Below are 26,316 nucleotides of genomic sequence, written 5' to 3'. Positions count from 1 at the left end.
TGTCCGGGACACGAGAATTACTGAGCGGCCTGCGCCCGCGCATTGCGGACGCGCTGGGCCAGCTTCTTATGCGGCGCATTGCCGAACATCGGCTGCGGATTGCCGTTCGGCTCGAGCCAGGGTTGACCCATAGCCCCTTGGCCCATGGTCTCGCTCATCGTGGCGACCTGCACGGCCTCCTGCCGCTGGCGCTTGGCGGCGTAGTAATAGCCTCCGGCGAAATAGCGCACGGCGCGGGCGTGATCGCCATTGGCGGCGCGATAGGCGCCGGCGAGGTATTTCACGGCATAGGTGAGGTTGGTGTTGGGATCGCGTAAGCCCGCGGCATCGCCGGTGTAGCCGACCCCGCGCGCGGTCGCGAGCTTGATCTGCATCAGGCCGATGGTGCCGCCGCGGCCGACGAGATGCGGCTGATAACGGCTCTCGCGCATGATCACGCGGTGCACCAGCGCCTCCGGCACGCCGTTGGCGCGGGCATGCATCGCGACCATCTCCGCATACTCGGCCTCGCCCGCGAACGCGGCCTGCGGCAATGTCAGTCCGGCCGCGAGCAGCGCGGCAACGCGTAAAATTTTCATGAGATATCCAGACGTCCCTGAATGGCTGCTTGAACCGCCTGCGCCCGGCTGCCGATAGGCCTGCCGAACGCGGCGATGATGTGACCAAACGCCGCCGTTAACGATTTTGCGGCGCCGAGCCGCTGTTACGACTCAATGCTGGCGTACAGGTTCCCTCAGGGCGGACCACTCGCGGCAGCATGACTGTCTATTCGCGCAGCTGCGCAAAAGCGAGTAGGAAGACGCGGCAAATCGGGAGAGGTGCCATGACAAAAGGTGCCATGACAAAAGCAGTCCTCAGCGAGATCCCCAGGCAGAACCCCTGTGCCCAATGCGGCACGCCGATCCCGCAACCCGACTGGATCGAGCCGGGCGAGGGACGCGTCAGCTATCTCTGGACCTGCCACGCCTGCAACTACCGCTTCGAGGCGGTCGCCATCTTCGACGAGGTCGCCGTCGAGCATCCGCCGCTCGCGGCGTAAGCGACGGTTCTTGGGTCAGGAGTTCAGGCCGCCAGTCGCGGCTGCTGCCACAGCGGCAATTGCATCCGCACGATGAGGCCATGCGGCTCGCGGTCGTGCAGCGACAGCTCGCCGCCATGGGCGAGCGCGATCGCGCGCGCGATCGACAGGCCGAGCCCGAAGCCGGTGGACTCGTCCATGGTCCGCGCGTCGTCGCCGCGCACGAATGGCTCCAGCATCTCCTGCTTGCGCGCGTCCGAAATGCCGGGGCCGTCGTCCTCGACGTCGATGACCAGCGTGGTGCCGGAGATGTCGAGGCGGATCGTCACCTCGGCGCCGAAGCGCACCGCGTTCTCGACGAGGTTGGTGACGCCGCGGTGCAGATCGTCGGGCCGCGCGGCGGCGGTGGCGGAGGCCGGCCCGTCATAATGCACGACATGGCCCATGTCGCCGAACTGGTCGGCGACGAGCTGCAGCGTGCTGGCGATGTCGACCAGCGTCACCGCCTCGATCTTGCGGTCGTTGCGCAGCAGCGACAGCACGCTTTCCAGCATCGCGCGCATCTGGTCGAGATCCATCAGCATGCGCTTGCGGTTGCCCTCGTCCTCGATGAACTCGGCACGCAGGCGCAGCCGCGTGATCGGCGTGCGCAGATCGTGGCTGATCGCGGCCAGCATCCGCGTGCGGTCCGACATCAGCCGCGCGATCCGCTCATGCATGCGGTTGAGCGCGCGCGCCACCGAGCGGATCTCTTCCGGGCCGCGCTCGGGCAGCGGCTCGGCGCCGCCGTCCAGGCTGAAATTCTCGGCGGCCTTGGCGAAGGACGACAGCGGAGCCGCCAGCGCCCGCGCCGCCCACAGGCCGAGCACGGTGACGCAGATGAAGGCGGTCATCAGCGCCATCAGCCAGGGCGCACCCCAGAGCCATGGCCGTGGCCCGCCATCGACATGTCCAGCGATCATGGTGCCGTCGGGCAATTCGACGCCGACGCGGGATTCGCTGCCGGCCGGGGCGAGCTGGACCGCCTTGTAGCCGCGCCCGAGATGGCGGCGCATCGCGCGCAGGTGCTGATTGTCGCTCTCAGCGACGCTCGCGGTGCCGGGCGCGAGCATTTCGATGCCGAGCTTGGGGAAGGCGCGGGCGAGGTCGGCAACGAGGCGCGGACGCTCGCTCGCCTCGGCCGAGCCGAGCAGCAGCGCGGCATCGGTCAATTGATGCGCGCCGTCCGGCGGCGCGTCGGGGCGGTCCGGCCTGCTGATCAGGAAGGCGGTGGTGACGACGAGATGGAGCGCGACGGTCGAAGCCAGCACCAGCGCGGCAATCTGCCCGCCGATCCCCTTGAGGTGAAAGAACGCGAACGGCTTCATCGTCGGCGTCCCCTTCAATTGCTCAGGGGCGCCGCAATCGCTTCAGTGCCTGCTGCCTGGGTGCCTGCCGCTTGAAGGCCCGCGACCTGCGTCCGCGGCGTGAACAGATAGCCGCCCGAGCGCACCGTCTTGATGAGGGTGGGATCGGCCGGATTGGGCTCGATCTTGCGGCGGATGCGGCTGACCAGCACGTCGATGGAGCGCTCGAACGATCCGGTGTTGCGCCCCTGCGTGAGGTCGAGCAGGCTGTCGCGCGACAGCACCCGGCCGGGCCGTTCGCAGAACGTGCGGAGCAGATCGAACTCGGCGCTGGTCACCGCGACGCGCGCGCCTTCGGGATTGCGCAGCTCGCGCAGCCGCAGGTCGATGTGCCAGCCCTCGAAGGTGAGCGCCGAGGCGCCTTCGATCGAGCTCGCCGCCTGAGCCGCGGCCTGGCGGCGCAGCACCGCGTTGATGCGGGCGAGCAGCTCGCGCGGGTTGAAGGGCTTTGACAGATAGTCGTCCGCGCCCATCTCGAGGCCAACGATGCGGTCGACGTCCTCGCCGCGCGCGGTCAGCATGATGATCGGCGTCTGCGCCTCGGCACGCACCTTGCGGCACAGGCTGAGGCCGTCCTCGCCTGGCAGCATGACGTCGAGGATGATGAGGTCGACGCGGTGATCGGCCATGGCGCGCGACATCTCGCGCCCGTCGCTCACGGCGGTGACGTTGCAGGCGTTGTTGCGCAGGTACTTCGCAATTAACGTCCGGGTTTCGCGGTCGTCCTCGACGACCAGGATGTTGGGATTGGGAATGGCCATGCGCTTTGTTTGTCCAAGATTCGGGCCAAATGGCGAAGATTTTTGTTTCGGATTGTTTCTGTCCGGCTTCCCGCAACAGGCGGCAATCGCGCCGTCGCGGAGCGGCAAGATCTCGTTAAGCCCGTTAACCATACCGTGGCAGCCGCGCACAAGAAACCCCGCAAAACCCACGGAGCCATCATGACCTCGATTTCGGCGGCCTCCGCCGGTAATTACCAGTCGCCGCTGCAGCGGTTGCAGCAGGAATTGCAGTCGGAAGTGTCCGCCGGCACGATCTCGTCCTCGGACCAGTCCGCGCTCTCGACCGCGCTGACCGACATCGACACGGCGCTCCAGCAGAGCCGGTCGAGCGACCAGTCGAGCGGCACGCGTCCCTCCAAGGATGATCTGCAGTCGAAGATCGACGACCTGATCTCGAACGAGGTGTCGAACGGGACGCTGACCTCGGACCAGGCCGAAGCGCTCAAGGGCGTGTTTCAGTCCGCCTTCGCAAGCGGTCCGGGCGGGGCGGGTGGCCCCGGTGGCGCAGGCGGACCGCCGCCCGGCCCGCCACCGGATGAGAGCTCTTCGGATTCGGCGTCTTCCACGGATACGACCAGCAGCAGCTCCAGCGACCAGACCACCGCCGAGATCCTGCAGCAGTTCCTGCAGGCGCTCCAGCAGTCGCAATCCTCGAGCGCGTCCTACGGCGCCAACGGCAGCTCGTCCGGCAACTCCGATTTCTCCGCGCTGCTGATCGACTACAAGAGCTGACCCCGAGCGACGCGGGTCGGCGCGGGTCCTCGCCGCGATCATGCTTCACCCAGGGCGCATGATCGTCGGCGGGGAACCGTGCGTCGCGAATGTTACTGGGTGACGCAGGAACATGCGCGACGTTTTGCGCTCGCGGATTGCGCGACGAAATTGCGGCGCGCGAGGAACTGCGAGTGATCAGCGCTGTTTTCTCCACACGAGTTTTTCGTGAAGGAGAGGACAACATGTTGATGAAATCGATCGCCGCCGGCCTCGCCGGCACCGCTCTGTTTGCCACCGTTGCGTTCGCACAATCGCCGACCGCCACCATGGACAAGGCGGCGCCAGCGGCAACGACCGCCACGACGACCACCACGACAGCGTCCGGTCAGTGGCGTACCTCGAAGATGGACGGCCTGAAGGTCTACAACGAAGCCAATGAGAACATCGGCACGATCAGCGATCTCTTGATGGACAAGAGCGGTGACATCAAGATCGCCGTGATCGGCGTCGGCGGCTTCCTCGGCATGGGCGAGCATCTGGTTGCCGTGCCCTATGAGAAGCTGAAGTTCGTCAACGAGGCGGTTGCCTCGACCACCACCACCAAGCCCGCGACGACGACCACGACCGGCGCCGCGACCGGCACCGCCGACACCAAGCCGGCCGCGACCACGACGTCGTCCACCTCGAAGTGGTACCCCGACCACGCCGTGTTCAATGCCAGCAAGGACGAGCTGAAGAACATGCCCGAGTTCAAATACTCGGAGTAATCAGGCTCGACTGACGGCCCAGACGACGTGCGCCCGGTTTTCACCGGGCGCATTGTCGTGTCTGTTGTGTCTTCACCTCGCCCCGCAAGCGGGGAGAGGGGAAGGCGCTCAATGCGTCACCAGCGGGCAGCCGCCCTTGTCGAGCGGACGGAACGCCTCGTCGCCCGGCACGGTGGCGATCAGCTTGTAGAGGTCCCACTCGCCCTTGGATTCTTCGGGCTTCTTGACCTCGAACAGATACATGTCGTGGACCATGCGGCCGTCGATGCGGATCTTGCCACCCTTGGCGAAGAAGTCGTTGACCGGCGTCTTGCGCATCTGCTCCATCACTTTCGGGGCCTCGTCGGACTTGATGGCGTCGATCGCCTTCAGATAGTGCATGGTCGCGGAATAGAGGCCGGCCTGGATCATGGTCGGCATGTGACCGACCTTCTCGTTGAAGCGCTTGGAGAAGGCGCGCGTCTCGTCGTTCATGTCCCAATAGAAGGCGTCGGTGACGATCAGGCCCTGTGTCGCCTTGATGCCGAGCGAATGCGTGTCGGTGATCTCCTGGAGCAGCGCGATCATCTTCTGGCCGCCCTGGGTCAGGCCGAACTCGGCCGCCTGCTTCAGTGCATTGGTGGTGTCGCCGCCGGCATTCGCCAGCGCGACCACCTTGGCCTTGGAGGCCTGGGCCTGCAGCAGGAAGGAGGAGAAGTCCGACGAGTTGAGGGGATGTCGGACCTCGCCGAGCACCTTGCCGCCGCTCTCCTTGACGACGTTGGCGGCGTCGCGCTGCAGTGCCATGCCGAAGGCGTAGTCGGCGGTGACGAAGAACCAGCTGTCCTCGCCGCGCTTGACCATCGCCTTGCCGGCGACGTTCGACAGCGCGTAGGTGTCGTAGGTCCAGTGCACGGTATTGGGCGAGCAGGCAACGCCGGTGATGTCGGATGAGCCGCCGCCCGAATTGATGTTGATCTTGTTCTTCTCGCGCGTCAGCGCCGAGATCGGCAGTGCCACCGACGACGTCGGCACGTCCAGGATCGCGTCGACCTTGTCGTTGTCGTACCAGTTGCGGGCGATGTTGACGCCGACGTCGGGCTTGTTCTGGTGGTCGGCGGCGACCACGGCGACCGGCTTGCCGGCGACCTTGGCGCCGTAATCGGCGACCGCCATCTCGACCGCGGCGAGCGAGCCCTTGCCGGTCGCGTCCGCATAGAGGCTCGACATGTCCGTGAGCACGCCGATCTTGACGATCTCGTCTGAAATCTGCGCCTGCGCGGCGCCGGAGGTGGCGGCAAGCGCAAGGCCGGCCGCAACCGCGGCGATGAGTTTTTGCATGTGTTTCTCCCTGTGTGTTGTTGTTTGGGCGTTGTTGCGAGAGGAGTTGTAGCGGCAATCGGTCGCGGCAGCTAAGCGGTGCGCGCCATAGCCGAATGCAAAATCAGACGGGGCGAGCGGTGTTCCTTGTCCCTTTTCCCACAAGGGGGGAAGGAATAAGGGTGCAGCCTCTCAGCCGCCGGCCTTCAGCCGCTCGTTGCGCCGGCGCAGGGCTTCCAGGGTGGCGAGGAGGATGACCGAGATCGTCGTCAGGATCACGGCTGCTGCGGTGATGGTCGGGCTGATGTTCTCGCGGATGCCGCTGAACATTTCGCGCGGCAGGGTGCGTTGCTCGGGGCCTGCCATGAACAGCACGATCACCACCTCGTCGAAGCTGGTCGCGAAGGCGAACAGCGCGCCCGATGCGAGGCCGGGCAGGATCAGCGGCAGGATCACGCGGCGGAACGCTTGCAGCGGTGAGGCGCCGAGCGAGGCGGCAGCGCGCGCCAGATTGGTGTCGAAGCTCTGCAGCGTCGCGCCGACCGTGATCACCACGAAGGGCGTCGCCAGCGCGGTGTGCGCCAGGATCAGGCCGATATAACTTCCGGTGAGGCCGATCGGCGCGAAGAAGAAATAGAGGCCGACTGCGGTGATGACGCCGGGCACGACGACCGGCGACAGCACGAAGGCGAGCACCAGCGGCTTGAAGCGGCTCTTCCATTGCGCCAGCCCGAGTGCGGCCAGCGTGCCCAGCACCATGGACAGCGCCGTCGAGGCGACGCCGATGATCACGCTGTTCTTCAGCGCATTCATCCAGCGTGGCGAGGTGATGAAGTCGTCGTACCAGCGCAAGGAGACGCCGGGCAGCGGATAGGTGAGATACGAGCTGGAACTGAAGGACAGCGGCATGATCGCCAGGATCGGCGCGATCAGGAACACGAACACCAGCGCGGAGACCGCTATGGTCGCGGTCCACGCGATGCGCTGGCTGGGCGTGCGCAGGGTGGAATTGTCGCTCAATTCTTCATGCCTCCCGTCACCTGCTGGCCTTGCACCAGCTTGCCGTAGACGAGAGCCAGCAAGATCGTGGCCAGCAGCAGCACGGCGCCGAGCGCGGAGGCGAGACCCCAATTGGCGGTTTCGGTGGTGTAGAGCGCGATGAAATAACTGATCATCTGGTCGGCAGCGCCGCCGACGAGCGCCGGTGTGATGTAGTAGCCGAGCGCCAGGATGAAGACGAGCAGGCTTCCCGCGCCGATGCCGGGCAGGGTCTGGGGCAGGTAGATCCTCAGGAAAGCGGTGACCGGCGGCGCGCCGAGTGAAGCGGCAGCACGCATGTAAGCGGGCGAGATCGCCTTCATGCTGCTGTACAACGGCAGGATCATGAATGGCAGCAGCACATGGGTCATCGCCACGCAGACGCCGAAGCGGTTGTAGATCAGGCGCAATGGCTCGTCGATGATGCCGAGCCAGTGCAGGCTGTCGTTCACGACGCCCTTGCTCTGCAGCAGCACGATCCACGCGCAAGTGCGGACCAGAAGCGAGGTCCAGAACGGCAGCAGGACGAAGATCATCAGCAGGTTCGATCTGGCAGGCGGCAGCGTCGCCAGCAGGTAGGCGACCGGGAAGCCGAGGATCAGGCAGAGTGCAGTGACGCTGAGGCTGATGAGGAAGGTGCGGGCGAAAACCTCGCGGTAGATCGCCTGGTCCGGCGGCGCCGCGACGATCGCCCCGTCCGCGTTCCGCGTCAGGTCGAGCGCCGCCAGCAAATAGAAGCCGGTCACCGGGCCGCCGGCATCCTTGATCGTCGTCCAGGTGCCGCGCTCGCGCCAGGCCGGGTTGATCTTGACCAATGTCTCCCTGGCCGCGCCCGGTTCCGGCATCGCCTTCAGATTGCGCGACGTGCCGGTGAGGATGGTGCGAAAACCATTCAGTGCGTAGTTGAGCCGCTTGGCCGCGATCGCGATCGTGCCGGCGGCGCGGGCGGCCTGAATGTCGCTCGCCAGCGCCGCGTAGGCCTTCTCGTCCGGCAGGTCCTTGCCGTCCCAATTGGCGAGAGCGGCAATGGTGTGAGGCAGAACCTGACGCACCTCGCGATCTTCGATCGCGCGCCAAAGCATGCCGGCGATCGGTCCGGCGAAAGTGAAGAGCAGGAAGACGAGAAGCGGCAGGACCAGCGCCAGGGCCTTGACCTGCCGTGCCCGCTCGGCGCGCTTCAGCTGGCGCTTGAGCGGCACTTCGGTCCGGGTCAGGGACGCATCCGTCATGCTTCGAGCCTTGCGGGGCCGCGCGCTACTTCGCGGCCCATTTGTTGAAGCGCTCGGTCAGGCGGTCGATGTTCTCGAGCCAGAACGCAACGTTGATCTCGACGGCATTCTTGATGTTGTCAGGCGCGGTCGGCAGGTCCTTCAGGACGGCGGGCGCGAGCTTGCCGGCTGCGTCCTTGTTCGAGGTGCCATAGGAAATGTTTTCCGACAGCTTTGCCTGGTTCTCCGCCTTGCCGGCGAAGTCCAGGAACTTGTAGGCCGCGTCCTTGTTCGGGCTGCCCTTCAGGATGACCCAGCTGTCGAGCGTGAACAGCGCGCCGTCCCACACCATGCCGAAATTCTTCTTCTCGTTCTTGTTGGCGGTGTCGATGCGGCCATTATAGACCGAGGTCATCACGACTTCGCCGGAGGCGAGCAGTTGCGGCGGCTGGGCACCGGCCTTCCACCAAACGATGTCGCCCTTGATGGTGTCGAGCTTCTGGAACGCGCGATCGACGCCGTCGTCCGTCGCCAGCACATGGTAGACGTCCTTCGGCGGGACGCCATCAGCCATGAGTGCGATCTCCAGCGTGGTCTTCGGGCCCTGGCGCAAGGCACGCTTGCCCGGGAACTTCTTGGTGTCGAAGAAGTCGGCCCAGCCCTTCGGGGCCTCTTTCAGCTTGTCCTTGTCGTAGCCGAGCACGAAATCGTAGAGGATGGCGCCGACGCCGCACGGATTGACTGAAGGCGGGATATAGGCCGCCTCGCCGCCGATCTTGGTATAATCCATCTTCTCGAACAGGCCTTCCTCGCAGCCGACCGCGAGCTCGTCGCTCTCGACCTGGACGACGTCCCAGGTGGCGGCGCCGCCCTGCACCTTGGCGCGCAACACGCCGACGCCGCCATCCCAGGACTCGTCGTTCATCGCAACGCCCGCCGCCTTCTTGAACGGCTCGAAATAGACCTTCTTCTGGGCATCCTGATAGGCGCCGCCCCACGACACGACGGTGAGGTCGCGCGCTTGGGCAACCGTCACCAGCGCCGCACTGGCGCTGAACGCCGCGGCGAAACCCAGAGCGATCTTGCGGTTCAGCATGGTCTTCGTTCCTTCTTCGTGTGAGTTGCGTTGAGGTTGATTGTCCGAGGGCCGCCTTGCGTTGCATCAGACCGGATCGAGGGCGAGGCAATCCTCCGGACGGAACGTGATGAAGACGCTTTCGCCGTGTGTGAGGTCATGATGCGCTCCCGGCTGAAGCTTGACCATGAACTCGCCGTTCCCTGCGACCTCGAGCACGGCCAGCGCGTGGTCGCCGAGATAGATGGTGTTCTGCACTCTTGCCGGCAGCCGGTTCGGTCCGTCGCCGGAGCTGCCATCCGGGACAATGGCGATCCGCTCCGGCCGCACCGACAGCGAGGTGGACGCGCCCGCGCCCGAGATGTTGACCGCCCGCGCGGTGACAGTGCCACCGCCCGCCAGCGCGACGCGGCAATAATCCTTGTCGACCGCCTCGACGGTGCCTGAAAGCACGTTGTTCTCGCCGATGAAATGGGCGACGAAGCTGTTCACCGGATGCTCGTACAGCGCGTCGGGTCTGTCGATCTGCTGCACGATGCCGTCGTTGAACACGGCGATGCGGTCCGACATGGTGAGCGCTTCGCTCTGATCGTGGGTGACGTACACGATCGTGATGCCCATCCGCTCGTGCAACTGCTTGATCTCCAGCTGCATCTGCTCCCGCAGGCGCTTGTCGAGGGCGCCGAGCGGCTCGTCCATCAGCACGAGCTGCGGATTGAAGACCAGCGCGCGGGCCAGCGCCACGCGCTGCTGCTGGCCGCCGGACAATTGCCCGGGCCGCCGGTGCGCCATCGCTTCCATCTTGATCATGCGTAACGCGGCGGTGACGCGCTCCTGTGCTTCCGCCTTGCTCGTGTTGCGAACGGACAGCGGGAAGGCGATATTCTCGGCGATCGTCAGGTGCGGAAACAAGGCATAGTTCTGGAACACCATGCCGATGTCGCGCTTGTGCGGCGGCATGTTCTTGATCGGCCGCTCGCTGAGATAGATTTCGCCATGGGTCGGAACCTCGAAGCCGGCCAGCATCATCAGCGTGGTCGTCTTGCCCGAGCCCGACGGGCCGAGCAGGGTGATGAACTCGCCCTTCCTGATGTCGAGATCGAGGTTCTTCACCACGAGATGCTCGCCATCATAGGTCTTCTGAATGCCGGAAAAGCGCACCAATGCCGGCGCGGGCGTCACCATGCCGGCTTCCATGTTGTCCTCGGCTTGCCGCTACAATGCTGTCAGCACCTCGTTCGAGGTTGCCGAGCGGCAGCTTAGCATCCTCGGATGAGAATGCCAGCGGCGCGCGCTGGGGCTGGTGCGTGAAGGTACGCTACATTCCCGACAACTTCGTCACGGACACATTCAGCGTTCCGCCGGCTTCCGCGACCACGCGCAGCGTCTTGGAATCGAAGGCGATGTCGGCGAGCGTCAGGCTCTCGATCCTGGCGTCGACCTTGACGCCGTCCTCGCTTTTCTGGAAGTCGGCGATCACGCCCGCGATCTTCTCGCGCGCATTGGCGGCGATCGGCTTCAGGTCGAGCGTCGCTTTCTGCAGCAGCGCCTGCTGCATCTGCGGCACCACCGCGCGGGCTGCTGCGCCGAGCAGGCCGAATGCCGCCTCGGATTCCACCGCCAGCTGGATGTCGGTCAGCCGCAGCGTCTGCTGCGCCTGGTCGAGCACCGGCCGGCCCCAGATGTGCACGGTCGCTTCGGCGCCGAGGCCGAGCCAGCTCTTCTTCTCCTTGGCGCGCACCAGCAGCGAGATAAGCAGCCGCTCGCCCGAGGGGACCACGTTGACGCTCTTCACGGTGACGTCGACAGGCCCCGAGCCGTCCTCCGGATAGGTGTGGCCGACCATTTGCGCCGCGATCAGCTTGTTGATCTCGGTGAAGGGCACGTCGATGGGAACGCCGATGCTCACGCCGGTGCCGGTCGGCGGCACGATCGAGATCTTGTCGGGGAACGGACAGTCCGGCTTGGTCGGCGTCGAGGTGACGCGCGTTTCCGCTTCGAGGCCCATCAGCAGGGTCACGGCCTGGGCATCGACGCGCGGCTGCGCGGCGATGGCGCGGATCGGCTTCATCTCCAGCCAGAGCGGCGGCAGCGCGGCCGAGGCGCCCGAGCCCTGCAGCGGGATCGAGCGGCACGCCTTGGCCCATTGCAGCTTCGCATTCTCGCGCAGGGAAGGATCGTTGCGGATGCGCTCGGAGACGATGTTGATCTGCTCGGCGACATTCTTGTCGATCAGCGGCTTCACCTGCGCCGGCACGTTGACCTTGGCGCCGGCGACGTTGAGGTTGGTGTCGCCGAGATTGACCTGGGCGCCGAGATTGGGCTCGAGATGCCAGTTGGCCGCGAGCTTCGGGCGCGAGGTGACGACCACGTTGCCCTTGATCTCCGCGCTGGCGTTGAGATTCTTGATGTTGACGGCGCCGATCCGTTTTGCGGCGTCGCCGCCAAGCACGCTGCCGAGCGCGTCGCCGAGCGCGCCGGTGGCTTTCGCCGACAGCGAGCCCGTCACGTTCAGCTTGCCGGTCAGCGGCGTCGAGATCGTCAGCACGTCCTTGTCGCCGCTGGCGGCCATCGGCCCGCGCACGGCGGTCCAGCCGATGTCGGCGTTCTCCAGGATCTGCGAGATCGGGTTGTCGGCCTTCCCAGCGAAGTTGCGCGGCGCGGCCTTCTCGGCCTGGTCGCGGATCGCCGACAGCGCGATGGCGACCGGGGCGATCACGATCGAGCTCTTCGCGACCGGCGGCAATGGCGGCAATTGCGCGACCGGCGGTGCGGAATTCGTCGCGCGCGGCGACAGCAGATCCATCACCTTCAGGCTGATGAAGAACGACGCCGCGAGCACCGCGACGCCGATCAGGATCGTCTTCAGATTCAACGTTAGTCGCATCACTCCCCCAGGCCGCCCCGCCGGAGGATTTTACAGGGCGGGCGAGCGGGGCGCTAGAGCGCACCGGTGGGGTGGAATTGCGGCGAACGGGTTAACGGCCTCGAACGCAGCGTTGCCACGTGTTCGTACCGTTAATGGCGATGCTAGCCGCGCCGCGGACGACGGATCGCTCTCACATTGCCGTTAGCGCCGCCGCCGCAGAAGAAGCGGTCGCCGCCATCGGACTCCAGCCCGGACACGCCCGTTCCGGCGGGCAGGTCGAGCTGCTCGAGTACCTTGCCGGTCGCCGGGTCGATCCGCCTGACGTCGCTTTCCTCGTTCTCCCAGGTGCCGTGCCAGAGTTCGCCGTCGACCCAGGTCACCCCGGTCACGAAGCGCTTGCTCTCGATGGTGCGGAGGACCTTGCCGGTTTCGGGATCGACCTGATGGATCTTGCGCTCGCGATATTGCCCGACCCACAGCGAGCCCTCGGCCCAGGCGAGGCCCGAATCGCTGCCGCCGCCCGGCGCAGGAATGGTGGCGAGCACCTTGCCCGAAGCCGCATCGATCTTCTGGATGCGATCCTCGGCGATCTGGAACAGGTGCCGGCCGTCGAACGCCGTGCCCGCATGCGCGGCGACATCGATTGAGCGCGCGACCTTGCCGCTATCAGGATCGACCGCGTTCAACTTGTCGCCGGATGCGAACCAGATATGGCTGCCGTCATAGGTGACGCCATGCACGGCCTCCACGCCCGGATATGGACCATACTCCCTCACGATCTCGGCGGCTAAACGTTTCATGTGCTCGCTCCCTCTGATGTCACTCATCCTACGTCTTCAGCAGCGGGGTGGGGAGTAACAAGCCTGTCGGGAAACCCGGGACGGGCGGAGTCAGCCAGCGCCGCGCCCGTCCGTGTCCGAACGATTGCACCTTGTTCGACCGCGCAAGCTCGTCAAGGGCCCGCTGCACCGTGCGCGCACTCGTTGCCAGCGCCAGCGCGAGCGCCGAGCTCGACCAGGGCTCGCCGTCGGAGAGGAAGGCGAGAACAGCGGCGTGCTTTTCCTCGACGGGTCGCGCCAGCACGAAGACGTCGAGCGTCTTGTGTGGCGCCAGTGCAAAGCCGTCCTTGGTTGCGCTCACGTCGGCAAGCGGTTCGAGCTTGGTGCGGAGCCGTCCGATCTCGACCCGCAGCCGCGCGCGATGCGATTCATCGAAGTGCCGGGCGTGAAACGCGCCCGCGATCAGCGTCTGCCGCGAGACGTCCGCGGGCCACGCCTGCGCCAGGATGCGGACGAGCGCGAACAGCACCGGCCGGGTGCCGAGCGGCACCACGGTGCCGCGCCTGCGGACCGAATGATGGAAGGTGTCGATGACGAGCGCCTCGGATGTCGCGAGGTCCTCGATCCCCTCCAGCAGCAGGGGCCGCTCGTCGCCGCGCACGATCAGCCGTGCCGCTGGCACGTCCAGCACGCGGCTTGCGGCATCGACTTCGGCCGTGAGCGCGGGGATATCGGCCTGCTGCGCCGCGCGGGCCGCCTGCGCCAGCGCCGTGCGCGCGTCCTTGGTTCGGAGTCGCCGTATGGCGATGCCGGCCAGCACGAGGTCGCGGACGACTTGGGAGGCAGGCGGCAGCGGCACCTTTCCGGGATTGGCGAGCATGCGCTCGGCCTCGTCGATATGTCCGAGCAGGAGCAGACGCCGCGCCGCGATGTGGCTTGCATGAGCCGCGTTGGCGAGATCGCCGTGCTTTTCCAGGGTGGCGCGCGCCGCGGCGAGTGTCTTGTCCGGCCAGCCGAGATCGCGCGAGACCAGCGCGATCTCGGCTTCAGCGACCGCGCATCTGGCGCGCGCAACCGCTTCGCGCGGGCCGAACGCGCGCGCGGCGTTACGCAGCAGCGACTTGGCCTTGGCGAGATCGCCGAGCTGCGCCATCGCGATGCCGCGCAGGGCCAGCGACGGCGCATCGTTGCGCAGCGCAACGCGGTTCAGCGCGCCGAGCGGATCGCCCGCCTCTAACGCACGTGCGGCGGCCGTGATCAGCGACTCCATTCAAATCCCGCCACACTTGTTACTCCCACCGCGCAACCGCGCGGTGCCAGAAATCGTTGTCCGCCGACGATGTGCGGTGAAGGGATTCGGTTCCGCGAGACGCTGGGCCGATCTCCCAGGCAGAAGATTTGGAGAGTCATGATGACATTAGCCCAAAACGAACGGAATAACGGAGACGCTGTGATGCAGACACCGTCGGTGGTGTCGCCGCAGGACTGGGAGACGGCCCGTCAGCAGCTGCTGGTGAAGGAAAAGGCGCATACCCGTGCCCGCGACGCCTTGGCCGCTGAGCGCCGGCGCATGCCATGGATGGAAGTGACCAAAACCTATGCGTTCGAGGGGCCCGGGGGCAAGCTCAGTCTCGCCGACCTGTTCCAGGGGCGGCGGCAGTTGATCATCTATCGCGCCTTCTTCGAGCCCGGTGTGTTCGGCTGGCCCGATCATGCCTGCCGCGGTTGCTCCATGGTGGCCGACCAGGTCGCCCATGTCGCGCATCTGAATGCCCGCGACACCACGCTGGTGTTCGCCTCGCGCGCGCCGCAGGCCGACATCAGCAGGTTGAAGCAGCGGATGGGCTGGACCATGCCCTGGGTCACCGTTACCGACAGCTTCGATGCCGATTTTGGCGTCGACGAATGGCACGGCACCAACGTGTTCTACCGCGACGGGACCCGCATCTTCCGCACCTATTTCGTCAAGAGTCGGGGCGACGAGCAGATGGGCGGCACCTGGAACTATCTCGACATCACCCCGCTCGGCCGGCAGGAGGTCTGGGAGGATTCGCCGAAGGGCTATCCGCAGACGCCGACCTACAAATGGTGGAACTGGCACGACAGCTACGAAGATGGCGGCGCGCCCGACCAGAAATGGGTCGAGATCTCCGATGCCGGCGAGAAGGCGTTTCGCCGGGAGGCGGCGGAAGGTCGTGACTAGTCTTCCGAGCGCAACGGCTGGCGCCAGCCGCGATGGCGCGACGGTGGCGCGCCATGTCGCCCGATGGCTGGCGCTGGCGGCCACGCCGACCTTCGCGATCATGGCGCTATCGACCGCCATGCTCGGCAGCGGTCCGGCGGACATGCTGTGCGGCGCCGGGCAGGGGTCTCTGCTCGGCGGGATGGTGCCGATGTATCTGCTGATGAGCGCGTTTCATTCGGCCGCGTGGTTGAGGCTGATCGCGGAGCGGCGGCGCGAGAACGGCCCCGGAATCACCGAGACCGCCGCGCGTCGTCTTCGAAGAACAAGGCCATCATGACCTCATCATGGTATCGGCCGTGCTGCTTCAGCGCCTTCATACCGCGACCATATTCGACGAAGCCGGCCGCCGTGTAGAGCCGCAATGCGGGCCGGTTCTCGCTGACGACGACGAGATGAAGCTGCTCGACGCGGCTTGCCGCATGCGCTGCGACGGCGTCGACGAGCCGTCGCCCGATGCCGGATTTCCGCGCGTCGGGCCGCACATACATGCCCCAGAGCACCGCCCTGTGCGCGGTCTTCGCGCCGTCCTCCCGGCGGAAGCCGGCGGTCCCCACGAGCGCGTCCGCGCCGAACGCGCCGAACACGTCCGAGGTCGCGAGGCGCTCCTCGAACCAGGCGAGAGGCATCGCCTGCTCGCGTTCGAAGGTGCTGGTAAACGCCTCGGGATGGGTCGCGAGCGCTTCCAGCCGGATCGTGCGGTAGAGTGCGGCGTCCGCCGGCGTGAGCAGGCGGATCATGGCGATGAGAGGTGTGCCAGCGGCAGGGGCGCGCCCGCCTTCAGCGTCTGGATCGCGATGCTGCTGCGAACCTCCTGCACGATGGGCTGGTTGAGCAGCTTGTCGACGAGGAAACGCTGATAGTCCTCGAGCTCGGGCACCACGATTTCGAGGAGGTAGTCGGCCTCGCCGGCGACAAGGTGGCAGGCAACGACTTCCGGCATGGCGACGACGGTTCGTTCGAAGCTCAGCGCCTGGTCGTTGGCATGGCCCTTGATCTTGACGCCGAGGAAGGCCGAGAAGCCGAGCCCGAGACGGCCGCGCCGCAACGAGGCGCGGTAGCCGTCGATATAGCCGTCCTGCTCCAGTCGCCGCACGCGGCGCAGGCAGGGCGAGGGCGACAGGCCGACCCGGTCCGCCAGCTCGATGTTGCTCAATCGCGCATTGCCCTGGAGTTCGGTGACGATGCGCCGGTCGATCGCATCCAGCTCGCATTTTGGCATGAACCGCATCCCGTTGGGTCAAGAAGGGCGCGATGTTGCGCCGGAGCCATCGAGACTAGCCTAGTTCGCAAGGACATGCCTCGGCTTTCCATGGGATGGATTGCTCCGACCCCGCCGCTGATGGAGTGAGACATGACCGAAGGCCCGACCCTTGCGCCGCTGCTGGCGGCCGTCGAGCGTTACTTCACGCTGATGTACGACAATGACGTTTCGCAGTTCGACCGCGTCTTTGCGCCGACCGCGCAGCTCCACGGGTTTCGCGACGCTGAACTGCGGATATTGCCGGCCCGTGACTACAGAGCGCTGCTGGCGTCGACCCCGTCGCCCAAGTCCAAGGACGCTCCGCGACTTCGGGAGATATTGCTGATCGACATGGCCTCGCCGGCGCAGGCGCTGGTGAAGGTACGCGTGCGAATCGATCTGCTCCAATACGTCGACTACCTCGCCTATCACCGCGTCAACGATGCCTGGTTGATCACGGCGAAATCGTTCCAGGTCGAGCGGCGATACGAGCCCTCGCAGCCGTAGCGCTGCGGGGAATCCTATCGCCCGCCCGTCGATTGCAGATACGCGACCACCTTAGCGGCTTCCTCAGCCGAAATCCCGCCATAGGGCTGCATCTTGTTGCCGGACACCACCTCGTCCGGTTTGACCATGAAGCGCGTCAGCTTGTCCTGGTCCCAGACGAAGCCGGCTTCCTTCATCGACGAGGAGTAGTTGTAGTCCGGCAGCGAGCCGGCCTTGCGCCCGACGATCTTGTTGAGGTTGGGACCGAGACGGTTGTCGCCTTCTTTCGCGGAGTGACAGGTGCGGCAGGAATTGTTGAAGGCCTGTTGACCGCCCTCATCGCCCGCGGGCTGCTGCGCGAGCGAGGAGGACGCGCACAGGAGCAGCGTCAGCAGGGCTGCGCTGGCCAAGCCGTGCAGAGGCCGATATCGCGAGGATTGCAGGCGTGATTGCATGTGCGCCTCCGTCGGAGATCCGCGCCGCAGCAAGCGGGCGTCGACTTGTCGGGGGCAAACGAAAGCGGCCCCGGCGGGGTTCCGGGGCCGTTTGCGTCACAATGTCCTGTCGGTTCAGCGCGTCGTGGTTCTGAGCTCCGCGCGGCGCTCCGTCATCGGCAGCACCACGACCTTGGTGCCGACGTTGACGCGGGAATAGAGGTCGGTGACGTCGTCGTTCGTCATGCGGATGCATCCGGAGGAGACGCGCTTGCCGATGGTGTCGGGGGCGTTGGTGCCGTGGATGCGGTAGATGGTGCCGCCGAGATACATGGCGCGGGCGCCGAGCGGATTGCCGGGGCCGCCGGCCATGTGGCGCGGCAGATACGGCTGGCGGGCGATCATCTCCGGCGGCGGGGTCCAGGCCGGCCACTCGGCCTTGCGGGTCACCGACTGCACGCCGGACCAGGTGAAGCCGTCGCGGCCGACGCCGATGCCATAGCGGAGCGCCTGACCGTTGCCGAGCACGTAATAGAGGTAGGTGTTGGGCGTATCGATGATGATGGTGCCCGGCGCCTCACGCGTCGCATAGGAGACGGTCTGGCGGCGGAAACGGGCCGGCATCTCGACCGCGTCCTGATCCTCGGACGGCTCGGTCTGGTAGGTCGGCGCCTGATAGGGCTGGTAGGGCTGGAACGGCTGCGGCGCGGTGATCGGCGGCAGCGGCTGGAAGAACGGGAAGAGCTGCACGGGCGCGGCCTTGGCGCTACCCGCGAATGCGATTGCGGAGACCGCGACTGCGCCAAAAGCAACGGCGCCCGAAAACGTCTTGAACGTGTCCAGATTGAACATGTGATCGCCCCTGTTTGCTCGGTGGTCTCGGCCACCGCGGCACCGTTGCGGTGCTCTGTTGCCTGGATCACTAACGGAAAAACGTTTCGGGAGATTTGCGCGGAAAACCGAAAACGGCTTCACGGCGGCAAGAATTGTTTCATGACAGTTTCGTGGCCCGGTCCACCGGGCGCCGCACAAAACCGGTGGCCGACACTTCTGTGACGTCACACGCCTGAAATATCCATGGTTGATGGTCGAAAGCCGAGAATCATCAAACTCTCGGGATTTTCCCATGCGGGTATTAATCGCGACCGACGCCTGGCATCCACAGGTCAACGGCGTGGTCCGGACACTGACCTCGCTGGCGAACGCGGCCAGGGGTCTCGACGTCGAGATCGACTTCCTCACCCCCGACGGCTTTCCGTCCTGGCCGCTGCCGACCTATCCGGGCCTGCGCTTTGCGCTGCCTTCGGCGAAGGAGGTCGCGCGGCGGATCGAGAGGTGCGCGCCGGAAGCCCTGCACATCGCAACCGAAGGGCCGATCGGCTGGGCGGCGCGGGCCTATTGCCGTCGCAACCGGCTCGCCTTCACCACCTCCTACACCACGCGCTTTCCCGAATATGTCTCGGTGCGGACCGGCATCCCTGCGTCGGTCGGCTATGCCGTGCTGCGCCACTTCCACGATGCTGCCGCCATGACCATGGTGGCGACGCCCTCCCTGCGGCAGGAGCTGTCCGAGCGCGGCTTCAAGCGGCTCGGCTTCTGGACCCGCGGCGTCGACACCAAGCTGTTCCATCCGGATAGCCCCGCCAAGCTCGATCTGCCGCATCCGATCTTCATGACCATGGGCCGCGTCGCGGTGGAGAAAAATCTCGAAGCGTTCCTCTCGCTCGATCTGCCCGGCACCAAGGTCGTCGTCGGCGACGGTCCGCAGAAGGCCGCGCTCGAAAAGAAATATCCCGATGTGGTCTTCCTCGGCGAGAAGAAGGGTGCCGATCTCACCGCGCATCTCGCCGCCGCCGACGTGTTCGTGTTTCCGAGCCTGACCGATACGTTCGGCGTGGTGCAGCTCGAGGCGCTGGCCTGCGGCACGCCGGTTGCGGCGTTTCCGGTCACGGGTCCGAAGGACGTCATCGCCGATCATCCGATCGGCGCGATCGATCACGATTTGCGCACCGCGTGCCTGCGCGCGCTCACCATGTCGCGCGAGACCTGCCGCAACTTTGCGCTGGAGCGCTCCTGGGAGAACAGCGCGCGCCAGTTCGTCGGCAATCTCACCTCCCTTCAGCCCAGCCGCGTCCTGCGCGCCTCGCCTCGCATGGCGCGGCGGCCGGTGCGCGGCTGATCTTTCATTCGACCCACAGCGAGAACCTCACCGATGGCCAAGATCATGAACCTTGACGGCACCCAGCAGCTCGACCTCACCCGCGGCACGGTCGAGCAAGCCTACGATCGCTGGGCGCCGGTCTACGATCTCGTGTTCGGCGGCGTGTTCGCCAAGGGCCGGCAGGCCGCGATCGCCGCCACCAACAAGATCGGCGGCCGCGTGCTCGAGGTTGGCGTCGGCACCGGCATCTCGCTGCCGCTCTATGCGCCGAACCTGCGCATCTTCGGCACCGACATTTCGGAAGCGATGCTGGACAAGGCGCGCCAGCGCGTCGCCGAGGGCGGACTGAAGAACGTCGAGGGTCTCGCGGTGATGGACGCCGAGAAGCTCGAATTCCCCGACAATTCCTTCGACGTCGTGATGGCGCAATATGTCGTGACCGCGGTGCCGAACCCGGAGAAGGCGCTCGACGAATTCGCCCGCGTGCTGCGTCCCGGCGGCGAGCTGATCATCCTGACCCGCGTCAGCGCGGATGCCGGCATGCGCCGTTTCATCGAGCAGAAGCTGCAGCCGGTGGTGCGTCCGCTCGGCTTCCGCACCGCCGAGTTCGCCTGGTCGCGTTATGCGAAATGGCTGGCCGGTGCGCGCGGCATGGAGCTCGCCGAGCGCCGCCTGATTCCGCCGCTCGGCCATTTCTCCCTGGTGCGCTTCCGCAAGGTCGACGTCGCGAAAGCGGCGTGACCTGAAGCGCGGGCGTCGTGCGTCATCGCGCCGCTGCGTGTCGTCACATGACAAGATGATGTTGTCACACGGCGTACATCGAATCCCTTTAACCCCGTATCCGAAAGCATCTTGGGGAAGAGCATGATCAAGAATTATCTCGAGCAGCTGCGGATCCAGCGCTGGGACGACCATCGCTATTATCACCACAGCCGTATCAATCAGAGCCTGCACTTCATCAGCGCGCTGAGCTTCCTCTTCGCCTATGTCTGGCTGTTCATCGACCCCGTGGTCTCCGCGCTGGTCGGCTGGCTGGTCTCGATGACCTCTCGCCAGGCCGGTCACTTCTTCTTCGAGCCGCACGATTACGACCACATCAACCAGGCCACGCACGAGTACAAGGAAGAGATCAAGGTCGGTTACAATTTGCAGCGCAAGGTGGTGCTGATGGCGATCTGGGCGGCCTCGCCGCTGGTGCTGTTCGCCGATCCCACGCTGTTCGGCCTGTTCACGCCCTGGGCGAGCGCGACCGACTTCATGCGGCAGGTTGCCAAGATCTGGCTCGTGGTCGGCGGCGGCGGCCTTCTGTTCCGTACCGTGCACCTGTTCTTCATCCGCGACGTCGAGACCGGTCTGGTCTGGATGACCAAGATCCTGACCGACCCCTTCCACGATTTGATGCTCTATCGCGGTGCGCCGCTGGCGCTGATGCGCGGCGAGCTGATGGATCCCGGCCTGCACCTCAACCCCGAGCACACGCTGGGCCTCATCGGCGAGCCCACGCTCGAAGAGCAGCACGCCTGAGCGCGCTGGTCTCACAAGATACTCCGATGTCTGATGATTACGTCATGCCCGGGCTTGTCCCGGGCATCCACGTCTTGGGGGGTATTCCTTCGCCTCTCCCCGCGCGCGGGGAGAGGCCGACGCGCGCAGCGCGGCGGGTGAGGGGGGCTCTCCGCGGGGGTGCTGCTAGTGGGGTGTCCGCCAATTCTCAGCGCGCGCGCGGAGAGTCCCCCTCACCCCGACCCTCTCCCCGCAAGCGGGGCGAGGGGGAGTTGGCAGCGGTGTTCGGGGCGAGTGGCGAGCGGAGCGAGACCTCAGCGCCCAAAACGCTTGGCCAGCATCTCTTTCAGGATCTGCCGCTTGATCTGCTTGTTGGTGAGCGCGCCGTCATGCCACCAGAAGCCGTCGGCCTTCATCCTCTGCGCGGCGCGGACGAAACGCTCCGCAACCTCGGCGAAGTCGGCGTCGGTGTAGTTCAGGCTGAAGATCAGCCGGCCGGTGCCGACCCAGCTCAGGGCCAGGCCCTCGGCGCGCAGATAATATTGCAGCATCCAGTTGTAGCGGGACGGCGTGGTGTATTTCACCGTCCAGATCGACGAGAAGTTGGCGAACCGCACCGGCAGGTCGGCGCCCTCCATCATCTGGTTGAGCATCTGGACCCGGCCGTTCCAGGTTTCATCGAGGCCGTCATAGACCGCGCGAAAATTCGGGCTGGCGAGGCGGCTCAAGAACTCGTCCATCGCCGTCATGACGTAGGGGTGCGAGTTGAAGGTGCCGCGGGCGAAGCAGATGTCGGCGGGACGGTCGTCGCGGAAACGGCGCATCAGCTCGCTTTTGCCGCAGACCACGCCGACCGGCAGGCCGCCGGCGAGGCTCTTGCCGTAGGTCACCATGTCAGCCTTGACGCCGAAATATTCCTGCGCGCCACCTGCGGCGAGACGGAATCCGACGAAGACCTCGTCGAAGATCAGGACGATGCCGCGTTGGTCGCAGACCTCGCGCAGCTTCTTGAGCCATTCAGTGTAGGCCGCGCGATCGAAATTGCCGCCACGCGAGGAATCGACCAGCGAGGAATCGCCGGGAGCGTTCGCGTTCGGATGCAGGCCCTGCAGCGGATTGACGAGCACGCAGGCAATGTCCTTGCGCGTCTTCAGCACATGGAGCGTCTTCTCCGACATCTCGGCGATTGTGTAGGTCTCGTGCGCGGCAATGGGATTGCCGACGCCGGGCTGCACGTCGCCCCACCAGCCGTGATATGCGCCTGCGAAACGAACCAGATGGGTGCGCCGGGTGTGGTAGCGCGCGAGGCGCACGGCCTGCATCACGGCCTCGGTGCCGGACATGTGGAACGAGACCTCGTCGAGGCCGGAAATCTGGCGGAGCCGCTGCACGTTATCGAGGATGACGGGGTGGTAGGGACCGAGCACGGGCCCAAGCATATGCGCCCGCTTCTCGGCGCCCTCGATGCACTCCTTGTAGAAGTCGTTGCCGAAGATGTTGACGCCGTAGGACCCGGTGAGGTCGTACGAAGTGTTGCCGTCGACATCGGTGACGGTGACGCCGCTGGACGATTCCATGAAGGTCGAGGTGCCCAGATGCTCGCGGACGAGGCGCGAGAACTGGAACGGCACGCGGTAGCTCTCGGTGAAGTTCAGGTCGGAGATCGTCTCCGCCGCTTGCTTCGTCATCGCGCGGCCCTTCGGGTAGCGCTCGACGTAAAGCCTGGCGAGGCGGAAGAAGGCGTCCTTACGCTGCGCGGCGATATTCGCCGGCGCGCCGTCGCAGGAGAAATAATCGCTCTCTCCGAACTCGTAGAACGGGAGCAGCTTTGCCACCCGGCGCGACATCTTGGAGTGTCCGGCGAGCGAGCGGTGCTTGGCGCGGGACAGTTCGACCCGCGCCTTGATCTTCGGGAGGACGGCGGCAGCGGACGCTGCGGCGGCCACGGACATCGAGAGAATCGGGAGTGTCGTTTCCATGACAACAAGCGCTAATACTGCGAGCTGACAGATTCATGACAGTCAAAGCCCTCATCGCCTCTTTCACCCAGCAGGAAGACCTCAACTTCCTGTTGACCAACCGCATCCCCCGCGCCGCGCTGACCCGCTTCATGGGCTGGTTCTCCAAGATCGAGAATCCGTTTGTGCGGGACTTCTCGATCGCGCTGTGGAAGCTGTTCTCCGATCTCGATCTGTCGGAGGCGCGGAAGGATCATTTCACCAGCCTGCACGATTGTTTCACGCGGGAGCTGAAGCCGGGCCTGCGGCCGTTTGATCCGGATCCCTCCATTGTCGCCAGTCCGTCGGACGGCATCGTCGGCGCCCACGGGAAGATTGCCGACACCGAGCTGTTCCAGGTCAAGGGCGCGCCTTACTCGCTGCTCGATCTCGTCGGCGATTCCGCGCTGGTCGACCAGCACCGCAACGGCTCCTTCGTCACGCTGCGGTTGACTTCGAGCATGTATCACCGCTTCCATGCGCCCCATGACGCCCATATCGAACGCGTCACGCTGATCCATGGCGATGTCTGGAACGTCAATCCGATCGCGCTGAAGCGGGTCGAGCGCCTGTTCTGCAAGAACGAGCGCGCGGTCATCCGCACGCATTTGTCGACCGGCGAGGCCGTGACGCTGGTGCCGGTCGCGGCGATTCTGGTCGCGAGCATTCGCCTGCACTTTCTCGACATGGTGCTGAACGCGCAGACACGCGGGCCGGTCAACTTCCCTTGCGATGTCAAGGTGGGCAAGGGCGAGGAGCTCGGCTGGTTCGAGCACGGCTCGACCATCATCATCCTCGCGCCCGGCGATTTCATTTTCTGCGATGGCATCACCGAGGGCACGCGGATTCGCGCCGGCCAGGCGCTGCTGAGGAGAAAGTAGCCTTCAATCCGCCGTTCCCGCCGCCTATATATTCGGTGGGGACGAATTGACGACACGGATGTGGTGATGGCGCGGGCGCCGGTCATGGCGGCGGGTGGTATTGTGCTGCGGCGAGGTTCTGTCCCGCTGATCGCGGTCGTGCGCCAGCGCAAGCGCAATGAATGGGTCCTGCCCAAGGGCAAGCTCGACGACGGCGAAACGCCGAAGGAAGCCGCGCACCGCGAGGTGCTGGAGGAGACCGGCCACGACGTCGCCGTGCACGAATTCTTGGGCACGCTCGTCTACCAATCCGGCGGTCGCTCCAAGGTCGTGCATTTCTGGCGGATGGAGGCCGAAGGCGGGCCGGTCCGCAAGCTGATGAACGACATCAAGGCGGTTGACTGGCTCGCGCTGGACGATGCGATCGGGCGTCTCTCGCGTGAATATGAGCGCGCGTTCCTGACGCAGATCGGCCCGATCGCGCTTGCTGCAGCAGGATTGGTGCCATCGCCGGCACGCGAGCCGATACAGGCGACCGATGATATGGACGCAGCCTTGCAGACGCTGACTCCGGCCGAAGCTGCCTCCGTCGACGAGTTGCGGCACGGCCTGTTGCAGAAGGTGAAGGCCTGGCTGCGCGGCGAGGCGTGAGTTTCCGCGCAAGCTCTCCACGTCGTCATTGCTTCGTCGCAAGGGCTCCTCGCAATGACGGGGACAGAGGCGTCACCGCCGCTCCTTCTTCTCCTTTGGAGCAGACGCGGGTCTGCGCGGGGCTGCCGGGCGTTGCGGGGCGGGGAGGCGTTGCTGGAATCCGCCTTGGCGTTGGATGCTCGGCGGTTGAGCCGCGGGCGGCTGGCCGGGCTGCAGGCCGGTGCGCGGCTGTTGTGGCTGCGGGGCTGCTGGCTGCGTCCCGCCCGGTTGCGCCGGCACGATTCCTCCGGGGGGAATCTGTCCGCCACGCTGCGGCTGGGTTTGCTGCACGCCGTTTGGCCGTGTGCCTTGGCCGGCCCGCGGTGCGCCTGGACGTCCGGCGCCTTGCTGCTGCTGGCCGGGCTGCGGCTGGCCCTGTTGCTGGCCTCGCTGTTGCCCTTGCCGTGTTCCTTGTTGCACTCCCTGGCCCGCCCGCGGTGCGCCCGGCTGTACCGCGCCACCTTGTTGGCCCTGTCGCTGCGGCGGCTGCGCGCCTTGGCGGCCCGGCGTGCCCGGCTGCTGCTGGCCCGGACGGTTGTTTGGGCCGGGCTGGCCGTTCGGGCGCTGCGGCTGCTGCGCGGGCACGGTCGCCGGCCGCAATTGCTGTTGCTGCGGCGGCTGGCTGGGGCGCGGAATGCGGCTGAGCGCGGCCGGATTGGCGCGGCGGAAGTCGCGCTGCTCGGTGACGATCTGACGGCCGGTGGTCTGGGCCAGATGGACCTGGCTGACGAAGCCGCGGTCGCGCGCAATCTGCTGCGGGGCAATCGTGATCGGCACGGCGGCGAAGCGCATCGTGCCGGCAACGGCGGCGCCGGGGCGGATCGCAAAGCCGCTCGCGCCTTGCGTCAGTGCACCGAGCCGCGTGCCGCTGGTGCGGTCGTCGACGTCGATGTGACCGACGCGCCCGTCGGCATCGGGATAGAGCTTGATGTTGACGTTGTTGGCGCCGCCGGCGGTTGCGCCTTCGGGTACGTCGACGACACCGGTGGTGCCGCGGATGCCGAGCGTCGCCGTCGGCGTCGTGATCTTCATGTCGCCGGTCTTGGCCACCGCCGCCGCGACGAAAGCGACCGTGCCCTTGCCGATGTCGAAAATCCCGGAGTTCTGCTTGCCGCCGTCCTCATAGACGTAATTGTCGATGGTGATCTTCGAAGAGGCGGAGAGGTTGAACGTGGTGGCGTCGTTGAAGGTGATGCCGAGCGTCGAGTTCGACGAGGTCTGCACGACATCGTTGAGATAGATGTCGTCGCGCACGCGCAGCGGATAGGAGTTCTTGTCGCGGATCACGGTCGCGATCCCCGTCACGGTCGCGACGTTTCCGATCGGCTCGACGGCGGTGGATTGTGCATCGGCCGCGGATGCCGGCGAGGCGGCGGGCGTCGGGGAGGGCGCGGGTGTCGGCGAGGCCGCGGGTTCGGCTTGGGGCTGCGCCTGCGCGAGCTCGATTGTCTCCGATGCACAAGCCGCGCTGCTGCCTGCCAGCGGCAATGCCGGCAGCACGAGCGCGAACACGAAGCGGCGCCAAGCCAGCATTGATGTCACGAAGAGGTCCCGGTGAGAACGCGAGGCGAGATCGGTTGATATCAGCCGGGGGGACCTGAATGGTGGATGAACGTGCGTGGCATGGAGGAGGGCCCAAGATTCAACCGGCGCGCTGAATACAGACTTGAGGCGAGCTATCCCCACGGCGTCATGGCCGGGCTTGTCCCGGCCATCCACGCCTTAATTGCGGACGAAGAACGTGG

The 26,316-nt window shown here is 65.9% G+C and carries 28 protein-coding genes; 11 read left to right on the top strand and 17 right to left on the bottom strand.

Annotated features, from left to right (window positions below; translation table 11 throughout):
* Window positions 1-17: 17 nt before the first annotated feature.
* Window positions 18-578: a lytic transglycosylase domain-containing protein gene (locus Q0743_RS31430; RefSeq protein WP_298245303.1), complete on the bottom strand. Its 561-nt coding sequence runs from the start codon at window positions 576-578 to the stop codon at window positions 18-20.
* 260 nt (window positions 579-838) lie between these two features.
* Here Q0743_RS31430 and Q0743_RS31425 point away from each other — a divergent pair, with 260 nt between their 5' ends.
* A complete protein-coding gene (locus Q0743_RS31425; protein ID WP_298245302.1) occupies window positions 839-1,039 on the top strand; it encodes a hypothetical protein in 201 nt (66 codons plus the stop codon).
* Between the two features lie 23 nt (window positions 1,040-1,062).
* Here Q0743_RS31425 and Q0743_RS31420 read toward each other — a convergent pair whose 3' ends face one another.
* Both Q0743_RS31420 and Q0743_RS31415 read right to left on the bottom strand, forming a co-directional pair.
* Window positions 1,063-2,385: an ATP-binding protein gene (locus tag Q0743_RS31420; RefSeq protein WP_298245301.1), complete on the bottom strand. Its 1,323-nt coding sequence runs from the start codon at window positions 2,383-2,385 to the stop codon at window positions 1,063-1,065.
* A gap of 14 nt (window positions 2,386-2,399) precedes the next feature.
* Entirely contained in the window at window positions 2,400-3,185 is a 786-nt protein-coding gene (locus Q0743_RS31415; protein ID WP_298245300.1) for a response regulator, read from the bottom strand.
* Window positions 3,186-3,365: 180 nt separating this feature from the next.
* On the opposite strand from Q0743_RS31415, the gene Q0743_RS31410 reads away from it, so the two are divergent.
* A complete protein-coding gene (locus Q0743_RS31410) occupies window positions 3,366-3,938 on the top strand; it encodes a hypothetical protein (protein WP_298245299.1) in 573 nt (190 codons plus the stop codon).
* 224 nt (window positions 3,939-4,162) lie between these two features.
* The gene (locus Q0743_RS31405) at window positions 4,163-4,687 is read left to right on the top strand and encodes a PRC-barrel domain-containing protein (protein ID WP_298245298.1); all 525 of its coding nucleotides are present in this window, start codon (window positions 4,163-4,165) and stop codon (window positions 4,685-4,687) included.
* A 108-nt stretch (window positions 4,688-4,795) separates the two neighbouring features.
* Here Q0743_RS31405 and Q0743_RS31400 read toward each other — a convergent pair whose 3' ends face one another.
* From Q0743_RS31400 to Q0743_RS31365, 8 genes are all read right to left on the bottom strand, one after another.
* Window positions 4,796-6,007, bottom strand: coding sequence for an ABC transporter substrate-binding protein (locus Q0743_RS31400; RefSeq protein WP_298245297.1), 1,212 nt, complete (start codon window positions 6,005-6,007; stop codon window positions 4,796-4,798).
* Window positions 6,008-6,178: 171 nt separating this feature from the next.
* Complete coding sequence (locus Q0743_RS31395; RefSeq protein ID WP_298245296.1) at window positions 6,179-7,006, bottom strand: ABC transporter permease; 828 nt, start codon at window positions 7,004-7,006, stop codon at window positions 6,179-6,181.
* Window positions 7,003-8,253: an ABC transporter permease gene (locus Q0743_RS31390; protein ID WP_298245295.1), complete on the bottom strand. Its 1,251-nt coding sequence runs from the start codon at window positions 8,251-8,253 to the stop codon at window positions 7,003-7,005. The genes Q0743_RS31395 and Q0743_RS31390 overlap by 4 nt, the downstream gene beginning before the upstream one ends.
* 25 nt (window positions 8,254-8,278) lie before the next feature.
* Complete coding sequence (locus Q0743_RS31385; RefSeq protein ID WP_298245294.1) at window positions 8,279-9,328, bottom strand: ABC transporter substrate-binding protein; 1,050 nt, start codon at window positions 9,326-9,328, stop codon at window positions 8,279-8,281.
* A 66-nt stretch (window positions 9,329-9,394) separates the two neighbouring features.
* Window positions 9,395-10,504 (bottom strand): ABC transporter ATP-binding protein, encoded by a 1,110-nt coding sequence (locus Q0743_RS31380; RefSeq protein WP_298245293.1) that lies wholly within the window; start codon window positions 10,502-10,504, stop codon window positions 9,395-9,397.
* Window positions 10,505-10,625: 121 nt separating this feature from the next.
* Window positions 10,626-12,194 (bottom strand): DUF4403 family protein, encoded by a 1,569-nt coding sequence (locus Q0743_RS31375; protein WP_298245292.1) that lies wholly within the window; start codon window positions 12,192-12,194, stop codon window positions 10,626-10,628.
* A gap of 143 nt (window positions 12,195-12,337) precedes the next feature.
* Entirely contained in the window at window positions 12,338-12,976 is a 639-nt protein-coding gene (locus tag Q0743_RS31370; protein ID WP_298245291.1) for a PQQ-binding-like beta-propeller repeat protein, read from the bottom strand.
* 28 nt (window positions 12,977-13,004) lie between these two features.
* Window positions 13,005-14,225, bottom strand: coding sequence for a helix-turn-helix domain-containing protein (locus Q0743_RS31365; protein WP_298245290.1), 1,221 nt, complete (start codon window positions 14,223-14,225; stop codon window positions 13,005-13,007).
* A 138-nt stretch (window positions 14,226-14,363) separates the two neighbouring features.
* On the opposite strand from Q0743_RS31365, the gene Q0743_RS31360 reads away from it, so the two are divergent.
* Together Q0743_RS31360 and Q0743_RS31355 are read left to right on the top strand one after the other, a co-directional pair.
* Window positions 14,364-15,158 (top strand): thioredoxin family protein, encoded by a 795-nt coding sequence (locus Q0743_RS31360; RefSeq protein ID WP_298245289.1) that lies wholly within the window; start codon window positions 14,364-14,366, stop codon window positions 15,156-15,158.
* Complete coding sequence (locus Q0743_RS31355) at window positions 15,151-15,477, top strand: hypothetical protein (protein WP_298245288.1); 327 nt, start codon at window positions 15,151-15,153, stop codon at window positions 15,475-15,477. The genes Q0743_RS31360 and Q0743_RS31355 overlap by 8 nt, the downstream gene beginning before the upstream one ends.
* On the opposite strand, the gene Q0743_RS31350 is transcribed toward Q0743_RS31355, so the two are convergent.
* Window positions 15,431-15,937: a GNAT family N-acetyltransferase gene (locus Q0743_RS31350; RefSeq protein WP_298245287.1), complete on the bottom strand. Its 507-nt coding sequence runs from the start codon at window positions 15,935-15,937 to the stop codon at window positions 15,431-15,433. The genes Q0743_RS31355 and Q0743_RS31350 overlap by 47 nt on opposite strands.
* The gene (locus tag Q0743_RS31345; protein WP_298245286.1) at window positions 15,934-16,419 is read right to left on the bottom strand and encodes an Lrp/AsnC family transcriptional regulator; all 486 of its coding nucleotides are present in this window, start codon (window positions 16,417-16,419) and stop codon (window positions 15,934-15,936) included. The genes Q0743_RS31350 and Q0743_RS31345 overlap by 4 nt, the downstream gene beginning before the upstream one ends.
* A 132-nt stretch (window positions 16,420-16,551) precedes the next feature.
* On the opposite strand from Q0743_RS31345, the gene Q0743_RS31340 reads away from it, so the two are divergent.
* A complete protein-coding gene (locus Q0743_RS31340) occupies window positions 16,552-16,947 on the top strand; it encodes a nuclear transport factor 2 family protein (protein WP_298245285.1) in 396 nt (131 codons plus the stop codon).
* Window positions 16,948-16,961: 14 nt separating this feature from the next.
* On the opposite strand, the gene Q0743_RS31335 is transcribed toward Q0743_RS31340, so the two are convergent.
* On the bottom strand, window positions 16,962-17,381 hold the full coding sequence (locus Q0743_RS31335; RefSeq protein WP_298245284.1) for a c-type cytochrome: 420 nt from the start codon (window positions 17,379-17,381) through the stop codon (window positions 16,962-16,964).
* A 114-nt stretch (window positions 17,382-17,495) separates the two neighbouring features.
* Entirely contained in the window at window positions 17,496-18,212 is a 717-nt protein-coding gene (locus Q0743_RS31330) for a L,D-transpeptidase (RefSeq protein WP_298245283.1), read from the bottom strand.
* 274 nt (window positions 18,213-18,486) lie between these two features.
* On the opposite strand from Q0743_RS31330, the gene Q0743_RS31325 reads away from it, so the two are divergent.
* The 3 genes from Q0743_RS31325 (at window position 18,487) to Q0743_RS31315 (ending at window position 21,045) form a co-directional block, all read left to right on the top strand.
* Window positions 18,487-19,539: a glycosyltransferase family 1 protein gene (locus Q0743_RS31325; RefSeq protein ID WP_298245282.1), complete on the top strand. Its 1,053-nt coding sequence runs from the start codon at window positions 18,487-18,489 to the stop codon at window positions 19,537-19,539.
* A 33-nt stretch (window positions 19,540-19,572) separates the two neighbouring features.
* Window positions 19,573-20,262 carry a methyltransferase domain-containing protein gene (locus tag Q0743_RS31320; RefSeq protein WP_298245281.1) on the top strand — a complete coding sequence of 230 codons (690 nt, stop codon included), beginning with the start codon at window positions 19,573-19,575 and terminating at the stop codon, window positions 20,260-20,262.
* Window positions 20,263-20,385: 123 nt separating this feature from the next.
* Complete coding sequence (locus tag Q0743_RS31315; protein WP_298245280.1) at window positions 20,386-21,045, top strand: hypothetical protein; 660 nt, start codon at window positions 20,386-20,388, stop codon at window positions 21,043-21,045.
* A 293-nt stretch (window positions 21,046-21,338) separates the two neighbouring features.
* Here the strand turns inward: Q0743_RS31315 and Q0743_RS31310 are convergent, their stop codons facing one another.
* Window positions 21,339-23,003 (bottom strand): aminotransferase class III-fold pyridoxal phosphate-dependent enzyme, encoded by a 1,665-nt coding sequence (locus tag Q0743_RS31310; protein ID WP_298245279.1) that lies wholly within the window; start codon window positions 23,001-23,003, stop codon window positions 21,339-21,341.
* A gap of 35 nt (window positions 23,004-23,038) precedes the next feature.
* Between Q0743_RS31310 and asd the strand changes: the two genes are divergently transcribed.
* Together asd and Q0743_RS31300 are read left to right on the top strand one after the other, a co-directional pair.
* Window positions 23,039-23,902 (top strand): archaetidylserine decarboxylase, encoded by an 864-nt coding sequence (asd, locus tag Q0743_RS31305; protein ID WP_298245278.1) that lies wholly within the window; start codon window positions 23,039-23,041, stop codon window positions 23,900-23,902.
* Window positions 23,903-23,968: 66 nt separating this feature from the next.
* Window positions 23,969-24,532 (top strand): NUDIX hydrolase, encoded by a 564-nt coding sequence (locus Q0743_RS31300; protein ID WP_298245277.1) that lies wholly within the window; start codon window positions 23,969-23,971, stop codon window positions 24,530-24,532.
* Window positions 24,533-24,604: 72 nt separating this feature from the next.
* On the opposite strand, the gene Q0743_RS31295 is transcribed toward Q0743_RS31300, so the two are convergent.
* Entirely contained in the window at window positions 24,605-26,104 is a 1,500-nt protein-coding gene (locus tag Q0743_RS31295) for a FecR domain-containing protein (RefSeq protein WP_298245390.1), read from the bottom strand.
* Window positions 26,105-26,316: the final 212 nt, after the last annotated feature.

This window comes from uncultured Bradyrhizobium sp. (assembly GCF_936943645.1).
Classification (GTDB): Bacteria; Pseudomonadota; Alphaproteobacteria; order Rhizobiales; family Xanthobacteraceae; genus Bradyrhizobium.
Note: the sequence above shows the minus strand (reverse complement) of the source record. Positions and strands in the feature narration are given on the sequence as shown.

Bases quoted from the DNA above. Each gene is read 5' to 3' on its own strand.
- Q0743_RS31300 (WP_298245277.1), top strand. From the start codon at position 23,969: ATGGCGCGGGCGCCGGTCATGGCGGCGGGTGGTATTGTGCTGCGGCGA.
- Q0743_RS31365 (WP_298245290.1), bottom strand. From the start codon at position 14,225: ATGGAGTCGCTGATCACGGCCGCCGCACGTGCGTTAGAGGCGGGCGAT.
- Q0743_RS31340 (WP_298245285.1), top strand. From the start codon at position 16,552: ATGACCGAAGGCCCGACCCTTGCGCCGCTGCTGGCGGCCGTCGAGCGT.
- Q0743_RS31375 (WP_298245292.1), bottom strand. From the start codon at position 12,194: ATGCGACTAACGTTGAATCTGAAGACGATCCTGATCGGCGTCGCGGTG.
- Q0743_RS31430 (WP_298245303.1), bottom strand. From the start codon at position 578: ATGAAAATTTTACGCGTTGCCGCGCTGCTCGCGGCCGGACTGACATTG.
- Q0743_RS31390 (WP_298245295.1), bottom strand. From the start codon at position 8,253: ATGACGGATGCGTCCCTGACCCGGACCGAAGTGCCGCTCAAGCGCCAG.
- Q0743_RS31325 (WP_298245282.1), top strand. From the start codon at position 18,487: ATGCGGGTATTAATCGCGACCGACGCCTGGCATCCACAGGTCAACGGC.
- Q0743_RS31370 (WP_298245291.1), bottom strand. From the start codon at position 12,976: ATGAAACGTTTAGCCGCCGAGATCGTGAGGGAGTATGGTCCATATCCG.
- Q0743_RS31420 (WP_298245301.1), bottom strand. From the start codon at position 2,385: ATGAAGCCGTTCGCGTTCTTTCACCTCAAGGGGATCGGCGGGCAGATT.
- asd (WP_298245278.1), top strand. From the start codon at position 23,039: ATGACAGTCAAAGCCCTCATCGCCTCTTTCACCCAGCAGGAAGACCTC.
- Q0743_RS31330 (WP_298245283.1), bottom strand. From the start codon at position 18,212: ATGTTCAATCTGGACACGTTCAAGACGTTTTCGGGCGCCGTTGCTTTT.
- Q0743_RS31380 (WP_298245293.1), bottom strand. From the start codon at position 10,504: ATGGAAGCCGGCATGGTGACGCCCGCGCCGGCATTGGTGCGCTTTTCC.
- Q0743_RS31400 (WP_298245297.1), bottom strand. From the start codon at position 6,007: ATGCAAAAACTCATCGCCGCGGTTGCGGCCGGCCTTGCGCTTGCCGCC.
- Q0743_RS31335 (WP_298245284.1), bottom strand. From the start codon at position 17,381: ATGCAATCACGCCTGCAATCCTCGCGATATCGGCCTCTGCACGGCTTG.
- Q0743_RS31315 (WP_298245280.1), top strand. From the start codon at position 20,386: ATGATCAAGAATTATCTCGAGCAGCTGCGGATCCAGCGCTGGGACGAC.
- Q0743_RS31350 (WP_298245287.1), bottom strand. From the start codon at position 15,937: ATGATCCGCCTGCTCACGCCGGCGGACGCCGCACTCTACCGCACGATC.
- Q0743_RS31360 (WP_298245289.1), top strand. From the start codon at position 14,364: ATGATGACATTAGCCCAAAACGAACGGAATAACGGAGACGCTGTGATG.
- Q0743_RS31295 (WP_298245390.1), bottom strand. From the start codon at position 26,104: ATGCTGGCTTGGCGCCGCTTCGTGTTCGCGCTCGTGCTGCCGGCATTG.
- Q0743_RS31320 (WP_298245281.1), top strand. From the start codon at position 19,573: ATGGCCAAGATCATGAACCTTGACGGCACCCAGCAGCTCGACCTCACC.
- Q0743_RS31385 (WP_298245294.1), bottom strand. From the start codon at position 9,328: ATGCTGAACCGCAAGATCGCTCTGGGTTTCGCCGCGGCGTTCAGCGCC.
- Q0743_RS31415 (WP_298245300.1), bottom strand. From the start codon at position 3,185: ATGGCCATTCCCAATCCCAACATCCTGGTCGTCGAGGACGACCGCGAA.
- Q0743_RS31345 (WP_298245286.1), bottom strand. From the start codon at position 16,419: ATGCCAAAATGCGAGCTGGATGCGATCGACCGGCGCATCGTCACCGAA.
- Q0743_RS31310 (WP_298245279.1), bottom strand. From the start codon at position 23,003: ATGGAAACGACACTCCCGATTCTCTCGATGTCCGTGGCCGCCGCAGCG.
- Q0743_RS31425 (WP_298245302.1), top strand. From the start codon at position 839: ATGACAAAAGCAGTCCTCAGCGAGATCCCCAGGCAGAACCCCTGTGCC.
- Q0743_RS31410 (WP_298245299.1), top strand. From the start codon at position 3,366: ATGACCTCGATTTCGGCGGCCTCCGCCGGTAATTACCAGTCGCCGCTG.
- Q0743_RS31405 (WP_298245298.1), top strand. From the start codon at position 4,163: ATGTTGATGAAATCGATCGCCGCCGGCCTCGCCGGCACCGCTCTGTTT.